This is a genomic window from Pseudomonas sp. RW407, from assembly GCF_003176655.1.
GTDB classification, from domain to species: domain Bacteria; phylum Pseudomonadota; class Gammaproteobacteria; order Pseudomonadales; family Pseudomonadaceae; genus Pseudomonas; species Pseudomonas delhiensis.
The window spans coordinates 923,173-944,659 of the sequence record NZ_QGSL01000091.1; the positions used below are offsets into that span (position 1 = coordinate 923,173).

17 protein-coding genes and 1 pseudogene are annotated in these 21,487 nt (G+C 68.5%); 5 read left to right on the forward strand and 13 right to left on the reverse strand.

Annotation, left to right across the window (positions count from 1 at the left end; all coding sequences use genetic code 11):
• Nucleotides 1-81: 81 nt before the first annotated feature.
• Nucleotides 82-1,017 (reverse strand): LysR family transcriptional regulator, encoded by a 936-nt coding sequence (locus tag DK254_RS16625; protein ID WP_058073093.1) that lies wholly within the window; start codon nt 1,015-1,017, stop codon nt 82-84.
• Nucleotides 1,018-1,302: 285 nt separating this feature from the next.
• On the opposite strand from DK254_RS16625, the gene DK254_RS16635 reads away from it, so the two are divergent.
• From DK254_RS16635 to DK254_RS16645, 4 genes and pseudogenes are all read left to right on the forward strand, one after another.
• Nucleotides 1,303-2,793 (forward strand): aldehyde dehydrogenase, encoded by a 1,491-nt coding sequence (locus tag DK254_RS16635; protein ID WP_109934630.1) that lies wholly within the window; start codon nt 1,303-1,305, stop codon nt 2,791-2,793.
• A 48-nt stretch (nt 2,794-2,841) separates the two neighbouring features.
• A pseudogene (locus DK254_RS35200) lies at nt 2,842-2,915 on the forward strand (hypothetical protein); the annotation flags it as partial.
• Nucleotides 2,916-2,954: 39 nt separating this feature from the next.
• Nucleotides 2,955-4,337, forward strand: a complete 1,383-nt coding sequence (locus tag DK254_RS16640; protein ID WP_109934631.1) for an aspartate aminotransferase family protein — start codon at nt 2,955-2,957, stop codon at nt 4,335-4,337.
• Nucleotides 4,338-4,657: 320 nt separating this feature from the next.
• On the forward strand, nt 4,658-5,692 hold the full coding sequence (locus DK254_RS16645) for an ABC transporter substrate-binding protein (RefSeq protein WP_109934632.1): 1,035 nt from the start codon (nt 4,658-4,660) through the stop codon (nt 5,690-5,692).
• Nucleotides 5,693-5,731: 39 nt separating this feature from the next.
• Here the strand turns inward: DK254_RS16645 and DK254_RS16650 are convergent, their stop codons facing one another.
• From DK254_RS16650 to glyA, 8 genes are all read right to left on the reverse strand, one after another.
• Nucleotides 5,732-6,304 (reverse strand): DUF1993 family protein, encoded by a 573-nt coding sequence (locus DK254_RS16650; RefSeq protein ID WP_109934633.1) that lies wholly within the window; start codon nt 6,302-6,304, stop codon nt 5,732-5,734.
• 513 nt (nt 6,305-6,817) lie between these two features.
• A complete protein-coding gene (gene fdhA / locus DK254_RS16655) occupies nt 6,818-8,017 on the reverse strand; it encodes a formaldehyde dehydrogenase, glutathione-independent (protein ID WP_109934634.1) in 1,200 nt (399 codons plus the stop codon).
• Between the two features lie 259 nt (nt 8,018-8,276).
• Nucleotides 8,277-9,134, reverse strand: a complete 858-nt coding sequence (purU, locus tag DK254_RS16660) for a formyltetrahydrofolate deformylase (protein WP_109934635.1) — start codon at nt 9,132-9,134, stop codon at nt 8,277-8,279.
• A gap of 55 nt (nt 9,135-9,189) precedes the next feature.
• The gene (locus DK254_RS16665; protein WP_109934636.1) at nt 9,190-9,825 is read right to left on the reverse strand and encodes a sarcosine oxidase subunit gamma; all 636 of its coding nucleotides are present in this window, start codon (nt 9,823-9,825) and stop codon (nt 9,190-9,192) included.
• Nucleotides 9,826-9,950: 125 nt separating this feature from the next.
• Complete coding sequence (locus DK254_RS16670) at nt 9,951-12,971, reverse strand: sarcosine oxidase subunit alpha (RefSeq protein WP_109934637.1); 3,021 nt, start codon at nt 12,969-12,971, stop codon at nt 9,951-9,953.
• Between the two features lie 2 nt (nt 12,972-12,973).
• Nucleotides 12,974-13,297: a sarcosine oxidase subunit delta gene (locus DK254_RS16675; protein WP_009614657.1), complete on the reverse strand. Its 324-nt coding sequence runs from the start codon at nt 13,295-13,297 to the stop codon at nt 12,974-12,976.
• Between the two features lie 134 nt (nt 13,298-13,431).
• Complete coding sequence (locus DK254_RS16680) at nt 13,432-14,682, reverse strand: sarcosine oxidase subunit beta (protein ID WP_109934638.1); 1,251 nt, start codon at nt 14,680-14,682, stop codon at nt 13,432-13,434.
• 118 nt (nt 14,683-14,800) lie between these two features.
• Nucleotides 14,801-16,054: a serine hydroxymethyltransferase gene (gene glyA, locus DK254_RS16685; protein WP_109934639.1), complete on the reverse strand. Its 1,254-nt coding sequence runs from the start codon at nt 16,052-16,054 to the stop codon at nt 14,801-14,803.
• 387 nt (nt 16,055-16,441) lie between these two features.
• Between glyA and DK254_RS16690 the strand changes: the two genes are divergently transcribed.
• Nucleotides 16,442-17,458 carry a GlxA family transcriptional regulator gene (locus tag DK254_RS16690; protein ID WP_109934696.1) on the forward strand — a complete coding sequence of 339 codons (1,017 nt, stop codon included), beginning with the start codon at nt 16,442-16,444 and terminating at the stop codon, nt 17,456-17,458.
• A 57-nt stretch (nt 17,459-17,515) separates the two neighbouring features.
• Here the strand turns inward: DK254_RS16690 and DK254_RS16695 are convergent, their stop codons facing one another.
• The 4 genes from DK254_RS16695 to DK254_RS16710 form a co-directional block, all read right to left on the reverse strand.
• The gene (locus DK254_RS16695) at nt 17,516-18,817 is read right to left on the reverse strand and encodes an MFS transporter (RefSeq protein WP_177412070.1); all 1,302 of its coding nucleotides are present in this window, start codon (nt 18,815-18,817) and stop codon (nt 17,516-17,518) included.
• Nucleotides 18,818-19,138: 321 nt separating this feature from the next.
• Nucleotides 19,139-20,350 (reverse strand): M24 family metallopeptidase, encoded by a 1,212-nt coding sequence (locus DK254_RS16700; RefSeq protein ID WP_109934641.1) that lies wholly within the window; start codon nt 20,348-20,350, stop codon nt 19,139-19,141.
• Nucleotides 20,351-20,659: 309 nt separating this feature from the next.
• Entirely contained in the window at nt 20,660-21,379 is a 720-nt protein-coding gene (locus tag DK254_RS16705; RefSeq protein ID WP_109934642.1) for a GlxA family transcriptional regulator, read from the reverse strand.
• 10 nt (nt 21,380-21,389) lie between these two features.
• On the reverse strand, nt 21,390-21,487 hold a 98-nt coding region (locus DK254_RS16710; RefSeq protein ID WP_146219609.1), incomplete at its 5' end, for an L-serine ammonia-lyase, iron-sulfur-dependent, subunit alpha.

Consider the following 21,487-nt stretch of genomic DNA (forward strand, 5'->3'; position numbering starts at 1 on the left):
GGGTTGGCATTCAGCCCCGTAGGATGGGTTGAGCGAAACCCATGCGGTCGTGGCGATGGGTATCGCTCCGCTCAACCCATCCTACGAAGGCTTGTGTGCGGGCTCTGACACCACCCCGCCGCTCAGTTCCTCGCGGGCATAGTCGACGAACAGCCGCGCCGGCTTGGTCAGCTGCGCGCGCTTGAGCCAGGCGGCCACCAGGCCGGAGGCGCTGACGTCCTCGGCGATGTTCACCATCACCACTTTCTTGCCGTCGTAGGTGCATTCCGAATGTGGCCGGGTGACCAGCACCGAGAAGCCGAAGCCCTGGCCGACCATGCCGCGCACCATCTCGATGGAGGGCGAGCTGAAGGCGATGTTCGGCGTCAGCCCCAGTTCCTCGAAGATGCTCACGAAGTAGGTGCGGCTGGGCTGCACGTCGAGCAGGATCATCGGCTCCAGCGCCAGGTCGCGCAGCGACACCTGGGCCTGGCGGGCGAAGCGGTGGTCGGCCGGGAGCAGGGCGTAGGGGCGCTGCGCCGGCATCAGCGGCTCGGTCTCGATGGTGCCGTCGAGATCGTGGCGGTACAGCAGGGCCAGGTCGAAGCGCCCGGAGGTCAGGCCCTGCACCAGTTCCTGCTGCTCGCCGTCGCGGATGCGGATCTCCACCCCCGGGTAGCGCTCGCGGAAGCCGGCGATCAGCCGCGGCAGGTACAGTGGCGCCACCGTCTCGAAGCAGGCCAGGTCGATCTGTCCGGCCACCACGTCGTTGTCGGCCAGGGCGTTCTGCTCGAACTCGTGGGCCATGCGCAGCAGTTCCTGGGCCTTGCGGTAGAAGCGCGCGCCGCTGGGGGTGAGGGACACGCCCTGGGCGTGGTGGCGGATGAACAGCTGCACGCCGAAGCTCTCCTCAAGGCCCTTGATCGCCGTGGAGATAGACGGCTGGGCGATGTAGAGCTTGCGCGAGGCCTCGGCCACGCTGCCGCACTCCACGGTGGTCACGAAATACTTCAGTTGCCGCAAGGTATAGGAAGCCACTGCAAGACCTCTATGGCGCGGCTTCGCCGGTGGCGTGCGCGCTCTCGTTGTGTCATCGGTTCATCGGGAAGCAAGGTTCGGGCCCGCCGGCATGCGCCAGTGGGCGTCGAAGCGCCCCCAGGTGCCGCACCATAACCCAGCATGGCGCACTTTGCCGGTGCGCGCCTGCCCAGCTTTTTCATATACCCCGAAGACATATTTAATATTTTTCCTCCGCCGGGGCATGCGCGACCATCAGGGCACCACAGAACAAAACAATAATTGCTCGTGAGCAGGAGTGCCCTGGTGTATCAACTCAGCGACTGGCAGCAGCGTGCAGCCCGCCAGACCTTCATCGACGCCGCCCTGATCGATGGCCGCCGCGTGGCCGCCGCCGACGGCGCCACCTTCGCATCCATCGACCCGGCCACCAACCGCCTGCTGGCCAACGTCGCCGCCTGCGGCGCCGCTGAAGTCGACGCCGCCGTGCGCAGCGCCCGCCGCGCCTTCGAGCAGGGCCCCTGGGCGCGCATGGCGCCGCGCGAGCGCAAGGCCGTGCTGCTGAAGCTGGCCGAGCTGATGCTGGCCCACCGCGACGAGCTGGCCCTGCTGGACTCGCTGAACATGGGCAAGCCGGTGATGGACGCCTGGAACATCGACGTGCCCGGCGCCGCCGGCGTCTTCTCCTGGTACGCCGAGGCCCTGGACAAGCTCTACGACCAGGTCGCCCCCACCGCGCCCAACGCCCTGGCCACCATCACCCGCGCACCCCTGGGCGTGATCGGCGCCGTGGTGCCGTGGAACTTCCCCCTCGACATGGCCGCCTGGAAGCTGGCCCCGGCCCTGGCCGCCGGCAACTCGGTGGTGCTCAAGCCGGCCGAGCAGTCGCCGTTCTCCGCCCTGCGCCTGGCCGAGCTGGCCCTGGAGGCCGGCCTGCCCGAGGGCGTGCTGAACGTGGTGCCGGGCCTCGGCGAGCAGGCCGGCAAGGCCCTGGGCCTCCACCCGGACGTGGACTGCCTGGTGTTCACCGGCTCCACCGAAGTGGGCAAGTACTTCATGCAGTATTCCGCCCAGTCCAACCTCAAGCAGGTGTGGCTGGAGTGTGGCGGCAAGAGCCCGAACCTCGTGTTCGCCGATTGCCGCGACCTCGATCTTGCGGCTGAAAAAGCGGCATTCGGCATTTTCTTCAACCAGGGCGAGGTCTGCTCGGCCAACTCGCGGCTGCTGGTGGAGCGCTCCATCCACGACGAATTCGTCGAGCGCCTGATCGCCAAGGCCCGCGACTGGGCCCCGGGCGACCCGCTGGACCCGGCCAGCCGCGCCGGCGCCATCGTCGACGCCAGGCAGACCGCGAGCATCCTGCGCTTCATCGAGGAAACCCGCGGCTCCAACGCCACCCTGGCCTGCGGCGGCCGCCAGCTGAGCTTCAACGGCTCGGGCAACTTCATCGAGCCGACCATCTTCACGAATGTCGACCCGCAGCAGCGCCTGGCCCGCGAGGAAGTCTTCGGCCCGGTGCTGGCGGTGACCGCCTTCGACAGCGAGGACGAGGCCCTGCGCCTGGCCAACGACAGCCCCTTCGGCCTGGCCGCCTCGGTCTGGAGCGACGACCTCAACCGCGCCCACCGCGTGGCCGGCCGGCTGAACGTCGGCACCGTGTCGGTGAACACCGTGGATGCCCTGGACCCGGCGATCCCCTTCGGCGGCGGCAAGCAGTCCGGCTTCGGCCGCGACCTGTCGCTGCATTCGTTCGACAAGTACACCCAGCTGAAAACCACCTGGTTCCAGCTGCGCTGAGGGCAGGCGCAGGGCCGGCGGCGCACCGCCGGCCCGTCCTGCCCCAGCGAACCGCTCGAGACGGCCGGTGAGACTGCCCAGGTAAGTCCGTCGCCCTCGATCCCCTGCCAACCCCTCAGGCCGGCTGCCGGAGCACCGCCGAGGGAACTAGGAGAAAGTCGATGACCGACAACCGCAATGCGCAACGCGAGACCCGCGACTACCAGGCGGCCGACGCGGCCCACCACATCCACGCCTTCCTCGACCAGAAGGCGCTGAATGCCGAAGGCCCGCGGGTGATGGTGCGCGGCGAGGGCCTGTACCTGTGGGACAACGATGGCAACCGCTACCTGGACGGCATGTCCGGCCTGTGGTGCACCCAGCTCGGCTACGGCCGCAAGGACCTGACCGCCGCGGCCAGCGCGCAGATGGACCAGCTGCCGTACTACAACATGTTCTTCCACACCACCCACCCGGCGGTGATCGAGCTGTCCGAGCTGCTCTTCAGCCTGCTGCCGGGCCACTACAGCCACGCCATCTACACCAACTCCGGCTCCGAATCCAACGAGGTGCTGATCCGCACCGTGCGCCGCTACTGGCAGATCCTCGGCAAGCCGCAGAAGAAGATCATGATCGGCCGCTGGAACGGCTACCACGGCTCGACCCTGGCGGCCACCGCGCTGGGCGGCATGAAGTTCATGCACGAGATGGGCGGCATGATCCCGGACATCGCCCACATCGACGAACCCTACTGGTTCGCCAACGGCGGCGACCTCACCCCCGGGGAATTCGGCCGCCGCTGCGCGCAGCAGCTGGAGGACAAGATCCTCGAACTGGGCGCCGAGAACGTCGCCGGCTTCATCGCCGAGCCCTTCCAGGGCGCCGGCGGCATGATCTTCCCGCCGGAAAGCTACTGGCCGGAAATCCAGCGCATCTGCCGCAAGTACGACGTGCTGCTGTGCGCCGACGAAGTGATCGGCGGCTTCGGCCGCACCGGCGAATGGATGGCCCACCAGCACTTCGGCTTCGAGCCGGACACCCTGTCCATCGCCAAGGGCCTGACCAGCGGCTACATCCCCATGGGCGGCCTGGTGCTGAGCAAGCGCATCGCCGAGGTGCTGGTGGAGCAGGGCGGCGTGTTCGCCCACGGCCTGACCTATTCCGGCCACCCGGTGGCGGCGGCGGTGGCCGTGGCCAACCTCAGGGCGCTGCGCGACGAGGGCATCGTCACCCAGGTGAAGAACGACACCGGCCCCTACCTGCAGCAGTGCCTGCGCGAGGTGTTCGGCAACCACCCGCTGATCGGCGAGATTCAGGGCGCCGGCCTGGTGGCGGCGCTGCAGTTCGTGCAGGACAAGGCCACCCGCAAGCGCTTCGACAACGAGAACGACCTGGCCTGGCGCTGCCGCACCATCGGCTTCGAGGAAGGCGTGATCATCCGCTCCACCCTCGGCCGCATGATCATGGCCCCGGCCCTGGTGGCCGGCCGCGCCGAGCTGGACGAGCTGGTGGACAAGACGCGCATCGCGGTAGACCGCACCGCGAAGGAGATCGGCGTGCTTTAAGGCACGACCTGTAGGCGCGAGCTTGCTCGCGAAGGGCCGGAAAGGCTCCTCTCCCTAGGCCCGGGCTGCCGGTAAGCACCGATCCAGCCGGCGGCTCCGAACAGCTCCCTCTCCCTGCGGAGCGGGGCGCGCAGCCAGGGCGGGGGGAGAGGGAATCCATCTTGCGCCGGACTTCGCGAGCAAGCCCGCTCCTACGAAAAACGAACAACAACAACGCCGCGGGCCCACGCAGGCCCGTGCCGTGGAACCTTTTTGCCGCCCGTTCGGCAACTGCCCAGCAATTCAACCAACAACGCCAACCGGCTGTGGGAGTTCGTTCCATGAAATCGTCCTTGCATTGCATCCTCGCCTGCGCGGTCCTCGCCGCCACCGGCGCCGCCCAGGCGCAGGATCTCACGGTGATCTCCTTCGGCGGCGCCACCAAGGCCGCCCAGGACAAGGCCTACTTCAAACCCTTCGATGCCAGCGGCGCCGGCAAGGTGATCGCCGGCGAGTACAACGGCGAGATGGCCAAGGTGAAGGCCATGGTCGACGTCGGCAAGGTCACCTGGGACGTGGTCGAGGTGGAAAGCCCCGAGCTGCTGCGCGGCTGCGACGAGGGCCTGTTCGAGCGCATCGACCCGGCCGCCATCGGCGACGAGTCGAAGTTCGTCCCCGGCACCTTCAGCGAGTGCGGCGTGGCCACCTACGTCTGGTCCATGGTCATGGCCTACGACAGCAAGCGCCTGGCCAAGGCGCCGACCTCCTGGGCGGACTTCTGGAACGTCAAGGACTACCCGGGCAAGCGCGGCCTGCGCAAGGGCGCCAAGTACACCCTGGAAGTGGCCCTGCTGGCCGACGGCGTGAAGCCCGAGGACCTGTACAAGGTGCTGGGCACCGCCGAGGGCGTCAGCCGCGCCTTCAAGAAGCTCGACGAGATCAAGCCCTACATCCAGTGGTGGGAAGCCGGCGCGCAACCGCCGCAGTGGCTGGCCGCCGGCGACGTGGTGATGAGCGCCGCCTACAACGGCCGCATCGCCGCCGCGCAGAAGGAAGGCGTGCCGCTGGCCATCGTCTGGCCGGGCAGCCTCTACGACCCGGAATACTGGGCGGTGGTCAAGGGCACGCCGAACAAGGCCCTGGCCGAGAAGTTCATCGCCTTCGCCAGCCAGCCGCAGACGCAGAAGGTGTTCTCCGAGAACATCCCCTACGGCCCGGTGCACAAGGGCACCCTGGAACTGCTGCCGGCCGACGTCCAGGCCGCCCTGCCCACCGCCCCGGCCAACCTGCAGGGCGCCCGCTCGGTGGACTCGGCCTTCTGGGTCGACCACGGCGAGGAACTGGAACTGCGCTTCAACGCCTGGGCGGCGCGCTGACGGCCGCTGCAGGTGCCCGGCTCGCCGGGCACCGCGGCCTCAGCCCTGCGGCAGCGTGCCCGGGCGGACGTAGGCCAGCACGTGCGCGACGTAGTCGGCCTTGCCCAGTTCGACGCCCAGGCTGCGCAGGATGGCGTAGGCGGTGATGCAGTGGAAATAGAACTGCGGGAACGACCAATCGCGGGCGTACTGCTCGCTGTCCATGTCGAAGATGATGCCGTTGGGCAGGTCGAGCGCGATCGGCGCCTCGGGCCGGCCATCGAGCGCATCGCCGGGCAGGTCGGCGAGCGCTGCCAGTGCTTCGGCGATGCAGGCCTGGGCCTCGGCCAGGGTGCCCGGCCGTTCGTTCGATGCCCAGCCATCGCTGCGCACCTGCAGCCACTCCGGCGGAACCGCCAGGCCGCGTAGCCGGTAGATCGGCTCCAGCGCCTGGAAGCAGGCGAAGCGCACCTGCGCGGCCAGCGGGTACATGTCCGGCGCCAGGCGTTGCGCCATCAGCCCGTCGACGTCGTTGCCGGCGGCGCTTTCCCGGGCGGCGGCCTTGTCGAGCCATTGCGAGAGGTTCGTGAGCATATGGGTGAACGAGGGGACGAGAAGGCTGGTCAGCGACATGGCGGGCTCCGGGAAAGGGGAGCCGTCAGCTTAGTCCGGGCTCGCCGGCCGTGCTGCGCCATGAAGTCCCTGTCGTACTCGGCCTGCTGTGGATATCGCGGACGAAGTCCGCTCCTACACCTCCAGGGAAGCACGGCTTTTTGTAGGATGGCGTTGAGCGAAGCGATACCCATCATTACGGCTTTCGCGCCTTCCAGCGCCAGGCCATCGAGCGCATGGCGCAGAAGCTCGGGTTGGCGTAGGGCGTATAACGCTCCGCGTTATACGCCGTTTGGCCTTCATCACCGATGGCGACGAAGATGAGCCAGGCGTTGTCTACGCGTGGTCACCCGATTTTGCCGTGGCGTTGGTGTCGGGAGCGGTGTAGCGGCGTATAACCGCGAACGGTTATACGCCCTACGCCCTGTCTTGCCGGCTGCGCCGAGGCGTTTTTCGCAAAAAAGAGGGAGCCCGAAGGCTCCCCTGGAGAGAAACCGCGGCGGGGGACGCCGCGGTCGGAGCGCTGGCCGCGGGTTACGCGGCGCGGAACAGGTTGTGCGGGTCGATGACGAATTTCTTCGGCACGCCGGCGTCGAACTCGCCGTAGCCTTTCGGCGCGTCGTCCAGGGTGATGACTTCCACCCCGACGATGTCGGCGATCTTGATGCGATCCCACATGATCGCCTGCATCAGCTGGCGGTTGTACTTCATCACCGGGGTCTGGCCGGTGTGGAAGCTGTGCGACTTGGCCCAGCCCAGGCCGAAGCGGATGCTCAGGGCGCCATGCTTGGCGGCGTCGTCCACCGCGCCCGGGTCCTCGGTGACGTACAGGCCCGGGATGCCGATCTGGCCGGCTACGCGGGTGATGCCCATCAGCGAGTTGAGCACGGTGGCCGGGGCCTCGTGCTGCGAACCCGAGTGGCCGTGGCCGCGGGCCTCGAAGCCCACCGCGTCGACCGCGCAGTCCACTTCCGGCTCGCCCAGCAGGTCGGCGATCTGCTCGTGCAGCGGGGTGTCCTTGGACAGGTCGGCGATCTCGAAGCCCTGGGCCTTGGCGTGGGCCAGGCGGGTCGGGTTGACGTCGCCGATGATCACCACCGCGGCGCCCAGCAGGCGGGCGGAGGCGGCAGCGGCCAGGCCCACGGGGCCGGCACCGGCGATGTACACGCTGCTGCCCGGGCCGACGCCGGCGGTGACCGCGCCGTGGTAGCCGGTGGGCAGGATGTCGGACAGGCAGGTCAGGTCGCGGATCTTCTCCATGGCCTTCTCGCGGTCCGGCAGCTTCAGCAGGTTGAAGTCGGCGTAGGGCACCAGCACGTATTCGGCCTGGCCACCGACCCAGCCACCCATGTCGACGTAGCCGTAGGCACCGCCGGCGCGGGCCGGGTTGACCGTCAGGCAGACGCCGGTGTGCTGCTCCTTGCAGGTGCGGCAGTGGCCGCAGGCGACGTTGAAGGGCACCGAGACCAGGTCGCCGATCTTCATGGTCTCCACGCCGCGGCCGATCTCCACCACCTCGCCGGTGATCTCGTGGCCGAGCACCAGGCCCTGGGGCGCGGTGGTGCGGCCGCGCACCATGTGCTGGTCGGAGCCGCAGATGTTGGTGGAGACCACCCGCAGGATCACCCCGTGGTCGATCTGCTTGCCCTGCGGGTCCTGCATCTTCGGATAGGGGATGTTCTGCACCTCGACCTTACCTGGGCCGAGATAAACCACACCACGATTGCCAGACATACGCATTCCTCTTTGTCGTTGTGGGTACAAATGCGCGGCACGGCGGCCACGCGGCTTTGCACTGGGATGTCGTCTGTTGCGCGACAGGGCCGGGGTACAACTGGCAGCCGGCGGGTCTGTCGGTGTTGCTCGGGTGGCGGGAGGAGCATGAAGAGCCCCTCTCCCCAACCCTCTCCCTGAAGGGAGAGGGGGGTTGTTCGGCGCGGGGCTCGACAGGCGGCCCCCGCTTGCAGCTTGTGGCTTGCAGCCTGCAGCCGCTCTAAAGGACCACCGTCCGATTGGCGTTGAGGAAAACCCTCCGCTCGATGTGATAACCCACCGCCCGCGCCAGGGTCAGACACTCGACGTCGCGGCCCTTGGCGATCAGGTCCTCGGGGTAGTGGGCGTGGTCCACGGCCTCGACGCCCTGGGCGATGATCGGGCCCTCGTCGAGGTCGTTGTTGATGTAGTGGGCGGTGGCGCCGACCAGCTTGACGCCCTTCTGGTACGCCTGGTGGTAGGGCTTGGCGCCCTTGAAGCCGGGCAGCAGCGAGTGGTGGATGTTGATCGCCCAGCCGTCCAGCCTGCGGCACAGCTCCGGCGAGAGCACCTGCATGTAGCGGGCGAGGATCACCAGTTCCGCGCCGCTTTGCTCGATCACCTGCCACACCTTGGCTTCCTGCCCGGCCTTGTCGTTCGGGTCGAGGGCGAAGTGGTGGTAGGGGATGCCGTGCCAGCGCGCCAGGGGTTCCAGGTCCGGGTGGTTGGAGACCACCGCCGCCACGTCCATCGGCAACTGGCCGATGCGCTGGCGGTAGAGCAGGTCGTTCAGGCAGTGGTCGGCCTTGGAGACCATGATCACTACCTTGCTGCGGTAGCCCGGCGGGGTCAGCTCGGTCTTCATCTGGAAGGGCTCGACGCGCTCGGCCAGGCTGGCGCGGAAGGCTGCCTCGTCGAAGCCCGAGGGGGCGCGGAACTCCACGCGGATGAAGAAGCGCTGGGCCAGGCGGTCGTCGAAGGAGTGGTGCTCGGTGACGTAGCACTGCTGTTCGAACAGGTGGCGCGTCACCACGTCGACGGTGCCGAGCAGGCTCGGGCTGTCGGCGGTGAGGATCCAGGTATCGGGGGTGCGGCTCATGACGTGGCTCCGGTGGCGACGCGGGAGGGCGGGCCGGCTGGCCCGCCCGCCGGGATCAGGCGGCGATCTGCAGGCCGTACTCGGCGCTGGCGTCCTGCAGCCACAGCCAGAAGTAGTCGGCGAAGCTGCGGCGCACCACCAGTTCCCAGGTGTCCTCGCCGGTGTGGCGGATCACGCACTGCGACTTGGCGAAGATGCTGCCCACCGCCTTGCCCACCGGGAAGTTGCTCGGGTGCACGTCGTAGCTGGTGGATTTCATCAGCAGCTCGCGCACCTTCGGCCCGGAGAGCTCCAGCAGGGTCTGCCCGCCGCCGACGTTGACCACCGAGTAGTGCAGGTCTTCGCCGAGGGTTTCGCGCAGTTTCTTCTCCACGGCGAACTCCTCGCCGCCGGGGACGATCAGCAGCCACTCGTCCGGGCCCAGCCACTGCAGCGAGACCTCGCCCTTGGCCACCAGGGTCAGGGCCACCGGCAGCTCCAGGCCCAGGGCCTTGTGCACGCCCTCGGCGAAGGCCGCGTCATGGGCGCTGCCGCGCAGCACCAGGTGGCCGAGCAGCTTCTTCTCGCGCAGGGTGACGCCCGCATTGGCGACGCTGCGCGAGGCCAGCTTGTCCAGCTCGGCGTGGTGCAGCGGGGTCTCGACTTTCACCCCGGCCTCGGGGCATTGCTGGTAGAGGTTCGCTTTGCTCATGTTCTGTTCACCTTGGGATTCTGGCGCTTTCCCTCTCCCCAGCCCTCTCCCGGAAGGGAGAGGGGGCGGATCGGCTTTTGCTTGCAGCTTGCAGCTTGCGGCTTGCCGCCTGGAGCTGCTTTCAATCAATCCACGTTCTGCCGCTCGCCTTTCGGGTCGTAGAACACCGAGCTGCAGATTTCCGCCTCGATCACCCGGCCGTCGACCAGGGGCGCGTAGACCTTCTCGCCCATGCGCTTCAGGCCGCCCTTGACCACCGCCAGGGCGAAGCCGTAGCCGAGGGTGCTGCTCATGTAGCTGGAGGTGACGTGGCCGACCATGTTCATCGGGATCGACTGCTGGGTGGTGAACACCAGCTGGGCGCCCTCGGGCAGCATGTCCATGGGGTTGGTAGGTTTCAGCCCGACCAGTTGCTTGCGGTCCTCGCGCAGGCAGTCGGCGCGGTTCATGCCACGCCAGCCGATCCACGAGAAGGGCTTGGTGCGGCCCACGGCCCAACCCATGTTGAGGTCGTCCGGGGTCACCGAGGCGTCGGTGTCCTGGCCGACGATGATGAAGCCCTTCTCGGCGCGCAGCACGTGCATGGTCTCGGTGCCGTACGGGGTCAGGTTGTACTTCCTGCCGGCCTCGACTATGGCTTCCAGCACGCCCATGGCGTAGTTGGCCTGGATGTTCACCTCATAGCTCAGCTCGCCGGTGAAGGAGATGCGGAACACCCGCGCCGGCACGCCGGCGACCTTGCCTTCCTTCCAGGTCATGAAGGGGAAGGCGTCCTTGTCCAGGTCGATGTCGGTGACCTCGGCCAGCAGCTTGCGGCTGTTGGGGCCGGACAGGGTCAGGGTGGCCCAGTGGTCGGTGACCGAGGTGAAGTACACCTTCAGTTCCGGCCATTCGGTCTGGTGGTACAGCTCCAGCCACTCCAGCACGCGGGCCGCGCCGCCGGTGGTGGTGGTCATGACGAAGTGGTTGTCCGCAAGGCACGCGGTCACGCCGTCGTCGAAGACCATGCCGTCTTCCTTGCACATCAGGCCGTAGCGGGCCTTGCCCACGTCCAGCTTGGTCCAGGCGTTGGTGTAGACGCGGTTGAGGAACTCGCGGGCGTCCGGGCCCTGGATGTCGATCTTGCCCAGGGTGGAGGCGTCCAGCAGGCCCACCGACTCGCGCACCGCACGGCATTCGCGGGCCACGGCGGCGTGCATGTCCTCGCCGGCCTTGGGGAAGTACCAGGGGCGCTTCCACTGGCCGACGTCCTCGAACTCGGCGCCGTTCTTCACGTGCCAGGCGTGCAGGGCGGTGAAGCGCACCGGCTCGAACAGGTGGCCGCAGTGGCGGCCGGCCACGGCGCCGAAGGTCACCGGGGTGTAGTTCGGGCGGAACATGGTGGTGCCGGTGTCGGCGATGCTCTTGCCCTGGGCGCGGGCGGCGATGGCCAGGCCGTTGATGTTGCCCAGCTTGCCCTGGTCGGTGCCGAAGCCCAGCGCGGTGTAGCGCTTGACGTGCTCGATGGACTCGAAGCCCTCGCGGCAGGCCAGCTCGATGGCCGCGGCGGTGACGTCGTTCTGCGGGTCGACGAACTGCTTGGGCGCACGGGAGGTGGGCTTCTCGTGGGGCACCTGGAACAGCGCCACGGTCGGCTCCTCGACCCGCTCGGAGGCCTTCGGCAGTTCGCCGGGCGCGGCCTTGAAGCCGGCGTCCTCGGCGGCCTGGGTACCGGCGTTGTAGCCGTCCTGCAGGTTGTCGGCGAGGCGGAACACGCCGTTCACGGCGCCGGCGCAGATGCGCTTCTGCAGGCCTTCGCCGGGGACGAAGGCGAGGATGTCCTCGCGCCACTCGGGCTTGCCGCCCAGGTGCGAGGCCAGGTGCACCACCGGGCTGTAGCCGCCGGAGCTGGCGATCAGGTCGCAGTCCAGCCAGTCGCCGGGGGCGGTGACCTTCAGGCGGATGGGGTCGATGGCGGCGATTTTCGCGCCAGTCACGCGCTTGCTGCCGCGTGCTTCGATCACTGCGCTGCCGGTGATGACGCGCATGCCGCGCTTGCGGGCTTCTTCCACCCACTCGCCGCGCGGGTTGGCGCGGGCGTCGGCGATGGCCACCACTTCCAGGCCGGCTTCCTGCCAGTCCAGGGCCACGCGGTAGGCGTAGTCGTTGTTGGTGGAGAGCACCAGCTTCTTGCCCGGCGCCACGCCGTAGCGGCGCACGTAGGTGGAGACGGCGCCGGCCAGCATGTTGCCCGGCAGGTCGTTGTTGGCATATACCAGCGGCCGCTCGTGGGCGCCGGCGGCCAGCACCACGCGCTTGGCGCGCACCCGGTGCACGCGGTGGCGCACCTGGCCCAGCGGCGCGGTCTCACCGATATGGTCGGTGAGACGCTCGTGGATGGTGAGGAAGTTGTGGTCGTGGTAGCCGTTCACCGTGGCGCGCGGCAGCAGCACCACTTCCGGCAGCGACTTCAGCTCGGCCAGCACCTGTTCCACCCATTCGGCGGCGGGCTTGCCGTCGAGGGTTTCGCGGGTGTCCAGCAGGCTGCCGCCGAACTCTTCCTGCTCGTCGGCCAGGATCACCCGGGCGCCGCTGCGCGCGGCGGCCAGGGCCGCGGCCAGGCCGGCGGGGCCGGCGCCGACCACCAGCACGTCGCAGTGGCGGTTCATCCAGTCGTAGCTGTCCGGGTCGACCTCGGTGGGCGCGCGGCCCAGGCCCGCGGCCTTGCGGATGTACTTCTCGTACGTCAGCCACATGGACTGCGGGTACATGAAGGTCTTGTAGTAGAAGCCGGGGGGCATCATCTTGCCGCCGACCTTGCCGAACACGCCCATCAGGTCGTTCTGCACGTTCGGCCAGCCATTGGTGCTGCTGGCCGCAAGGCCGGCGTACAGGGCCTGCTGGGTGGCGCGCACGTTGGGCACCTGGGTGGCCTCGCGCGAGCCGATCTGCAGGATGGCGTTGGGCTCCTCGGCGCCGGCCGCGACTATGCCGCGGGCGCGGGAGTACTTGAAGCTGCGGCCGACCACGTCGACGCCGTTGGCCAGCAGGGCGGCGGCCAGGCTGTCGCCGGCGAAGCCCTGGTATTGCTGGCCGTTGAAGGTGAAGGTCAGCGGCTTGCTGCGGTCGATGCGACCGCCACGGGAAAGGCGATTGATCTGGCTCATGTTCAGGCCTTCGCGACTGCGGGCTGGGCGGCGGGTTTCTTCTCGGCGCTGGTCACGCTGGGTTTCTCGCCGATCTTGTAGGTTTCGAGGATCTCGTAGGTCACGGTGTGGCGGGTGGCGTTGAAGTACTGCCGGCAGCCGGCGGCGTGCACCCACAGCTCGTGGTGGATGCCGCGCGGGTTGTCGCGGAAGAACATGTAGTCGCCCCACTCCTCGTCGGTGCAGGCGCCGGGGTCCAGCGGGCGCGGGATGTGCGCCTGGCCCTTGGCGTGGAATTCCTCTTCGGAGCGCAGCTCGCCGCAATGGGGGCAGAAGATGTGAAGCATGGTCTAAACCTCCGGGGTTGCCTTCCGTGGGAGGCGGGGCGCCGGCTCTTCGCCGAACCACCCTCTCCCGCCCTTCGGGCACCCTCTCCCGCAAGCGGGAGAGGGGAATCAGTTGTCGCCCTGCGGGCGAATGTTCAATGTGCGACAGCCGCAGCGCCGTGCTCGTCGATGAGCGCGCCACTGTGGAAACGTTCGATGGAGAAGGGAGCGGCCAGCGGGTGCGGCTCGCCGGTCGCCAGGGTGGCGGCGAAGACGTTGCCCGAGCCGGGGGTGGCCTTGAAGCCGCCGGTGCCCCAGCCGCAGTTGAAGAACAGGTTCTTCACCGGGGTCTTGCCGATGATCGGGCAGGCGTCCGGGGTGGTGTCGACGATGCCGCCCCACTGGCGGTTCATGCGCACGCGGGAGAGCACCGGGAACATCTCGACGATGGCCTGCAGGGTGTGCTCGATCACCGGGTAGGAGCCGCGCTGGCCGTAGCCGTTGTAGCCGTCGATGCCGGCGCCGATGACCAGGTCGCCCTTGTCCGACTGGCTGATGTAGCCGTGCACGGCGTTGGACATGATGACGCTGTCGATGATCGGCTTCAGCGGCTCGGAAACCAGCGCCTGCAGCGGGTGCGACTCGATCGGCAGGCGGAAGCCGGCGAGCTTGGCCATGTGCCCGGAGTTGCCCGCGGTGACCACGCCGACGCGCTTGGCGCCGATGAAGCCGCGGTTGGTCTCGACGCCGATCACCGCGCCATCCTGCTTGCGGAAGCCGATGACTTCGGTCTGCTGGATCAGGTCCACGCCCAGGGCGTCGGCGGCGCGGGCGAAGCCCCAGGCCACCGCGTCGTGGCGGGCCACGCCGCCGCGGCGCTGCACGGTGGAGCCCATCACCGGGTAGCGGGCGCTCTTGGTGCAGTTCAGGTAGGGGATTTCCTCGGCCACCTGCTGGGCGTTCAGCAGCTCGCCGTCCACGCCGTTGAGGCGGTTGGCGCTGACGCGTCGCTCGCCGTCGCGCATGTCCTGCAGGGTGTGGCAGAGGTTGTAGACGCCGCGCTGGGAGAACATGACGTTGTAGTTGAGGTCCTGGGACAGGCCCTCCCACAGCTTCATGGCGTGCTCGTAGAGCTGCGCCGACTCGTCCCACAGGTAGTTGGAGCGGACGATGGTGGTGTTGCGCGCGGTGTTGCCGCCGCCCAGCCAGCCCTTCTCCACCACCGCGATGTTGCGGATGCCGTGTTCCTTGGCCAGGTAGTAGGCCGTGGCCAGGCCATGGCCGCCGCCGCCGACGATGACCACGTCGTACACCGGCTTGGGCGTGGGCGTGCGCCACATGCGCTGCCAGTTCTCGTGGTGGCTCAGTGAGTGCTTTAACAGGCCGAAGCCGGAGTAGCGTTGCATGTGGGTGCTCCTGAAAATCTCGTGTCGCGGCGTTCTACCCGTAGGAGCGGGCCCTGCCCGCGATGCTTTCGGCCATTCGCGGGCAGGGCCCGCTCCTACGGGAGATGCCGCGGGAATCTCAACGATAGACCGGGTAGTCGGCGCACAGCCCGGCGACCTGGGTGGCCACCTTGGCCTCGACGTCGGCATCGCCCAGGTGGTCGAGCACGTCGCAGATCCAGCCGGCCAGCTCGCGGCACTGGTCTTCCTTCAGGCCACGGGTGGTGATGGCCGGGGTGCCGACGCGGATGCCCGAGGTGACGAAGGGGCTCTGCGGGTCGTTCGGCACGGCGTTCTTGTTGACGGTGATGCCCACGCGGCCGAGGGCGGCGTCGGCTTCCTTGCCGGTCAGGCCCTGCTTGACCAGGCTGATCAGCATCAGGTGGTTGTCGGTACCGCCGGAGACCACGTCGTAGCCGCGGTCGATGAACACCTCGGCCATGGCCTTGGCGTTCTTGATCACCTGGGCCTGGTAGTCCTTGAACTCCGGCTCCAGGGCTTCCTTGAAGCACACCGCCTTGGCGGCGATCACGTGCATCAGCGGGCCGCCCTGGGCGCCGGGGAACACCGCGGAGTTGAGCTTCTTCTCGATCTCCTCGTTGGAACGGGCCAGGATCAGGCCGCCGCGCGGGCCGCGCAGGGTCTTGTGGGTGGTGGTGGTGACCACGTCGGCGTAGGGCAGCGGGTTGGGGTACAGGCCCGCGGCCACCAGGCCGGCGACGTGGGCCATGTCGACGAACAGCAGCGCCCCGACCTTGTCGGCGATGGCGCGGAAGCGCGGGAAGTCGAGGGTCTTGGAGTAGGCGGAGAAGCCGGCGACGATCATCTTCGGCTTGTGCTCCACGGCCAGGCGCTCGACCTCGTCGTAGTCGATCAGCCCGGTGGCGGTGTCCAGGCCGTACTGCACGGCGTTGTACAGCTTGCCGGAGGAGGAGACCTTGGCGCCGTGGGTCAGGTGGCCGCCGTGGGCCAGGCTCATGCCCAGGAGGGTGTCGCCGGCGTTGAGCAGCGCCAGGTACACCGCCGAGTTGGCCGAGGAGCCGGAGTGCGGCTGGACGTTGGCGTAGTCGGCGCCGAACAGCTGCTTGGCGCGGTCGATGGCCAGCTGCTCGACCTTGTCCACATGCTCGCAGCCGCCGTAGTAGCGCTTGCCCGGGTAGCCCTCGGCGTACTTGTTGGTCAGCCCGCTGCCCTGGGCCTGCATGACGCGCTTGCTGGTGTAGTTCTCCGAGGCGATCAGCTCGAGGTGGTCTTCCTGGCGTTCTTCCTCGGCGGCCATGGCGGCGAAGAGTTCGTCGTCGTAGCCCTGGATCTGGTCATGCTTGCTGAACATCGCGGTCTCCGTGCGACAGGCGCGTCGCTTGTGGGTGGAGGCTGCCCTGACCGCCCGCGCCGGGGGCCTGCGTAGCTCGGCGCGAAGGGGTCGGTATTAGCCAGTTGTGATCGATTGTGCTCAATAGCCCGCCCCCCCATTTGCCTGTTTGCGACGTCAAAATGCCCAAACCTACCCACGCGCTGCACCGCCCGTCCCTGCTTCGTCTGCGCCGGGCCCGCGGCGGCCGCGAAGGCGTCGGCGCGACATCGACAAGGGTGTAAGCTTGAGGCCGGCATCGCCCCCGCGCATGTCGCAGAAGAACAAGAAAAGCAGGCTGCCCTGACTGCCGTCGCCCCGCCCCGCGGAAATCGCCGCGCCAGCCATCGCAGTGGAGGTATCGAAATGATGCTCAGCGCTGTACCGACCCGCGGCCGCGAACGTCTCCCCGACGCCGTTCCGGCCACCGCCACCAGGACCTTCGGCTTCCTGCTGGTGCCCAACTTCACCACCATCGGCTTCGCCTCGGCGGTGGAAACCCTGCGCATGGCCAACCTGGCGGCGCACCGGCCGCTGTACCGCACCCTGCAGATCGCCGCCGACCTGGAGCCGGTGCGCGCCAGCAACGGCATGCGCGTGGTGCCCGACCACGGCATCGAGGCGGTGCCGCATCTGGATGCGCTCTTCGTGGTCGGCTCCAACCCCATTCCGGCCAAGTGCGACCGGCGCCTGCTCGACTGGCTGCGCAAGCTGGCCCGCCAGGGCGTGCCGCTGGGCGGCATCTGCACCGGCAGCCACCTGCTGGCCAGCGCCGGGCTGCTCAAGGACTACCGCTGCACCATCCACTGGGAAGACATCGAGCAGCTCAAGGAGCGCTTCCCCGGCATCGTCATCTCCAACCAGCTGTTCGAGCTGGACCGCGACCGCTACACCTGCTCCGGCGGCACCGCGGCCATGGACATGACCCTGCAGCTGATCGCCCGCGAGCCGGGCGGGGTGGAGATCGCCACCCGCGCCGCCGAGCTGCTGCTGTGCGACCGCATGCGCGGCTCCCGCGAGCAGCAGCGCATCCCCCTGCGGCAGAAGCTGGGCAGCGCCCAGCCCAAGCTGAGCCAGATAGTGGCGATCATGGAGGCCAACCTGGAGGAGCCGCTGGAGCTGGAGGAGCTGGCGCAGCTCAACGAGGTGTCGGTGCGCCAGCTGGAACGCCTGTTCCACAAGTACCTGCAGCGCACCCCCAGCCAGTACTACCTGGAGCTGCGCCTGAACCGCGCCCGCGACCTGCTGCTGCGCAGCGAGGCGCAGATCCGCGAGATCGCCCTGTCCTGCGGCTTCACCTCGCCGGCGCACTTCTCCAAGTGCTATAGCCGCTTCTTCGGCTGCTCGCCGCGCAGCCAGCGCAAGCAGAGCCCGCTGGGGGCCTGAAACGCGAAAAGCCGTACCCTCGCGGGTACGGCCTTGCGCTCATTGCCACGGGCCGGCTCAGTCCTCCATCGGCCGGTGCGCCGTCTCCCGCACGCAGAGCATCGCCAGCAGCGCCACCGCCGCTGCGGCCACCAGCATCCAGGCCGGCGCCAGCTTGTTGCCGGTGAGGCTGATCAGCCAGGTGGCGATGAAGGGCGCGGTGCCGCCGAACAGCGCGTTGGCGGTGTTGAAGCTGAAGGCGAAGCCGGTGTAGCGCACGCGGGTGGGGAAGATCTCCGCGAGGAAGCAGGGCAGCGTGCCGTCGTTCATCGCCAGCATCAGGCCGAAGCCGATCTGGATCAGCAGGATGAAGGCGAAGCCCTGGTCGCCCAGCAGGCGGAACAGCGGCACGGTGAGCGCCAGGAACAGCAGCGAGGCGGCCACCAGCATGGTCTTGCGGCCGAAGCGGTCGGACAGCTTGCCCATCAGGAAGATGAAGCCGATGTAGGTGGCCAGCGACACGGTGGAAGCGAGGAAGGAGTCGCTCTCGCTCATGCCCATCTCGGCGGACAGGTAGGTCGGCATGTAGCTGAGGATCAGGTAGAAGGCCACCGCGTTCAGGCAGGTGGCGCCCACGGCTACCAGCAGTTGCTTGCGGTGGGTGCCGAACAGCTCGCGGATGGGCGTGCGGTGCTGGCCCTGCCTGTGCTCCATGGCCGCTTCCATCTCGCGGAACTTGGGCGTGTCGGCCAGGTGCAGGCGGATGTAGCGACCGATCAGGCCCAGGGGCGCGGCCAGCAGGAAGGGCAGGCGCCAGCCCCATTCGTGCAGCTGGGTGCTGTCCAGGTGCGCATACAGCTGCGCGGCGAACAGCGAGCCCACCAGCAGTCCGGCGGCGGTGCTGGCCGGCACCAGGCAGGTGTAGAAGCCGCGCTTGCCTTCCGGGGCGTACTCGGCGAGGAAGGCCGAGGCGCCGGCGTATTCGCCCGAGGCGGAGAAGCCCTGCACCAGGCGGATGGCCAGCAGCAGCCCGGGCGCCGCCAGGCCGACCTGCGCGTAGCCGGGCAGCAGGGCGATGCAGAAGGTCGAGCCGGACATGATCAGGATCGACAGCGACAGCGCGTTGCGCCGGCCGAAGCGGTCGCCGATGTGGCCCCAGACGATGCCGCCGATGGGCCGCACGATGAACGACAGGGCGAACACCGCGAAGGCCGCCAGCAGGCCGGAGACCTTGTCGGTCTGCGGGAAGAACACCACGGCGATGACCGCCGCCAGGTAGCCGTAGGCGGCGTAGTCGAACCACTCGACGAAGTTGCCCATGAAGGCCGCGCTGGCGGCCCGGCGTAGGACGCGGCGTTCCTCGCAGAGGGGGGCGTTCATGGCGGTTCGGCCGTAGGCCAGGGGTTGCTGGGAGAGGCTCATTGCGCACCCCCCGGGCGTTGCGCCGCCGGGCGTGCGTGGGAATCAGTGTAGTGCCGCGTGGGGATGTCGGGGGCGCCGCTGGCGCCGTGCGGGAAGGTGACCATTGCCCATACCTCTGTTGTTATCGAAATGGAAGTTCGGCAGCGGGTGAGTCATGGCTTGCGCGGGTACGGCGGGCGCAGCCTCTTGTTGTCGTTATCGGTCGTGGCACCGCCACTGGCGGTGGTGCTTGCTCCAGAAGCGAACGAGCCGCGTGCTGTGCGCACGCGGCTCGCGGGGTCATTTACGGATGATGTTGCGCTGCGGCCCGTAGGGGAACCGGGTGATGTTCTCGGCGCCCTGCTGGTTGACGATCAGGATGTCGTGCTCGCGGTAGCCGCCGGCGCCCGGCAGGCCCTCGGGGAGCATGATCATCGGCTCCATGGAGACCACCATGCCCGGCTCCAGCACCGTGTCGATGTCCTCGCGCAGCTCAAGGCCCGCCTCGCGCCCGTAGTAGTGGCTGAGGGTGCCGAAGGAGTGGCCGTAGCCGAAGGTGCGGTACTGCAGCAGGTCGTGTTCCAGGTAGATCTCGTTCAGCTCGCGGGCGATGTCGCAGCAGCGCGCGCCGGGCCTGATCAGCTTCAGGCCGGCCTCGTGGACCTTGACGTTGACCTCCCACAGGCGCAGGTGCTCGTCGGAGCAGTGGTCGAGGAACAGGGTGCGTTCCAGCGCGGTGTAGTAGCCGGCGATCATCGGGAAGCAGTTCAGGCTGAGGATGTCGCCCTTGTTCACCTTGCGCGAGGTCACCGGGTTGTGCGCGCCGTCGGTGTTGATGCCGGACTGGAACCAGGTCCAGGTGTCCATCAGCTCGCCGTCGGGGAAGCGCTTGGCGATCTCGCGGACCATGGCCTGGGTGGCATGCAGGGCCACCTCGTATTCCGGCACCTGGTCGTGCAGCGCCTCGACCACCGCGGCGCCGCCGATGTCGGCCACCTGGGCGCCGTGGCGGATGATGGCGTGTTCCTCGGCGGACTTGATCATGCGCATGCGCATGCAGGCGGCGGCCACGTCCACCAGCTCGGCCTCGGGGTAGCGGGCGGCCAGCTTGTCGCGGTTCTGCAGGTTCAGGTGGTCGAACTCCACGCCGATGCGCCGGGCCTTGGGCAGGGCCTGCTGGATGGCGGTGAAGTAGTTGTCGCGCTGCCAGTCGGTGTAGACGATGTTGTCGGTGCCCTGGGTGCGGCGCCAGGGCTGGCCGCCGTCGATGTTGGCGCTGATGCTGACCACGGCGTCCTGGGTCACCACCAGGGCGTAGGGGCGGCCGAAGGAGCAGTAGAGGAAGTCGGAGTAGTAGTTGATGTTGTGGTAGGAGGTGAAGACCGCGGCATCGATGCCCGCCTCGGCCAGGTGGGCGCGCAGCCTGGCCTGGCGGTTGGCGTATTCCTGCTCGGAGAAGGTCGGGCGGACCTTCTGGCCGTTGCGGATCCTGATCGTCTGGGGCATTTGCATGGCGTACGTCCTCGCTGCTTCCTGTCGGTCGACGCGCCTTTCTGGCCCGTCGTTGGAAGGCATTGCAGCAGAAGGCCGGGGCGCTCTTTTGCACGAATCCGACCCGAACTTGGACGTATCCGCTCGGCCCGCGCCAGGGCGCTCTTCGTAGGATGGGTTGAGCTTGCGAAACCCATCGCCATGGTCTGATGGGTATCGCTTCGCTCAACACCATCCTACGGCGGCGTTTCTCGGTGTCGTGGGCGGAAAAAAAGAGGCCCGCGACGTGCTGCCGACACGTGCGGGCCTGTGGTGCAACCGGGAAAGTGGCTAGTGCAGCGCTGCCTGGCGCCGCTCCTGGGTGGGCGGGCGGCCGAAGTGCTCGCGGTAGCAGCGGGCGAAGTGCTGCTGGCAGGGGAAACCGCAGGCCCGCGCCACCTCGGCCAGGGGCCGGGCGCTGCCGCGCAGCAGCTGGCGGGCGTGGGCCAGGCGCAGGCGCTGGTAGTAGCGCGCCGGCGTGCACTGCAGGTAGCGCTGGAACAGGCGCTCCACCTGGCGCCGCGACAGGCCCAGGGTGGCCGCCAGCTGCGGCATGCCCAGGGGCCGCGTGAGGTGCGCGCGCATCAGCGCGATGGCGCGCTGCAGGCCGGCATGGGGTGGCGCGGCGGCCTGGGTGGCGCCCAGGCTGCGTTCCTCGTCGAGGATGGTGCGCACGGCCTGGGCCAGCGCCGGGCCCTGGCTGCGGCCGATCAATTGCAGCAGGACGCTGGCGCAATCGCCGTCACCGCTCGCCGGGCGGCAGCCATCCGGGCCGCAGAGCACCAGCAGCTCGGCGGCCGGGCGCTGCGCGAGGCTGGCGTCGCAGTTTACGCACAGGCCGCTGCTGGCCCTGACCGCGCCGCCGTCCAGGCTCAGCAGGGCCCAGCCGAGGCGGCTGGCGCCGGCCAGCAGGTTGGCCTGGCGCAGCGGCTCCAGGGCCAGCGCCAGGGCGAACAGGTCGAAGCCGTCCTGCAGCAGGAAGTTCACGTGGGCCGGGGCGGTGTCGTGCATGGCGCTGCCCTCAGCACTCGATGATGCTGACGGCGAGGCCGCCGCGGGAGGTTTCCTTGTACTTGTCGTGCATGTCGGCGCCGGTGTCGCGCATGGTGCGGATGGCCT

Coding starts and splice junctions, on each gene's coding strand:
- DK254_RS16640 (WP_109934631.1), top strand. CDS start 2,955: ATGACCGACAACCGCAATGCGCAACGCGAGACCCGCGACTACCAGGCG.
- DK254_RS16645 (WP_109934632.1), top strand. CDS start 4,658: ATGAAATCGTCCTTGCATTGCATCCTCGCCTGCGCGGTCCTCGCCGCC.
- DK254_RS16650 (WP_109934633.1), bottom strand. CDS start 6,304: ATGTCGCTGACCAGCCTTCTCGTCCCCTCGTTCACCCATATGCTCACG.
- fdhA (WP_109934634.1), bottom strand. CDS start 8,017: ATGTCTGGCAATCGTGGTGTGGTTTATCTCGGCCCAGGTAAGGTCGAG.
- purU (WP_109934635.1), bottom strand. CDS start 9,134: ATGAGCCGCACCCCCGATACCTGGATCCTCACCGCCGACAGCCCGAGC.
- DK254_RS16665 (WP_109934636.1), bottom strand. CDS start 9,825: ATGAGCAAAGCGAACCTCTACCAGCAATGCCCCGAGGCCGGGGTGAAA.
- DK254_RS16670 (WP_109934637.1), bottom strand. CDS start 12,971: ATGAGCCAGATCAATCGCCTTTCCCGTGGCGGTCGCATCGACCGCAGC.
- DK254_RS16675 (WP_009614657.1), bottom strand. CDS start 13,297: ATGCTTCACATCTTCTGCCCCCATTGCGGCGAGCTGCGCTCCGAAGAG.
- DK254_RS16680 (WP_109934638.1), bottom strand. CDS start 14,682: ATGCAACGCTACTCCGGCTTCGGCCTGTTAAAGCACTCACTGAGCCAC.
- glyA (WP_109934639.1), bottom strand. CDS start 16,054: ATGTTCAGCAAGCATGACCAGATCCAGGGCTACGACGACGAACTCTTC.
- DK254_RS16690 (WP_109934696.1), top strand. CDS start 16,442: ATGCTCAGCGCTGTACCGACCCGCGGCCGCGAACGTCTCCCCGACGCC.
- DK254_RS16695 (WP_177412070.1), bottom strand. CDS start 18,817: ATGAACGCCCCCCTCTGCGAGGAACGCCGCGTCCTACGCCGGGCCGCC.
- DK254_RS16700 (WP_109934641.1), bottom strand. CDS start 20,350: ATGCAAATGCCCCAGACGATCAGGATCCGCAACGGCCAGAAGGTCCGC.
- DK254_RS16705 (WP_109934642.1), bottom strand. CDS start 21,379: ATGCACGACACCGCCCCGGCCCACGTGAACTTCCTGCTGCAGGACGGC.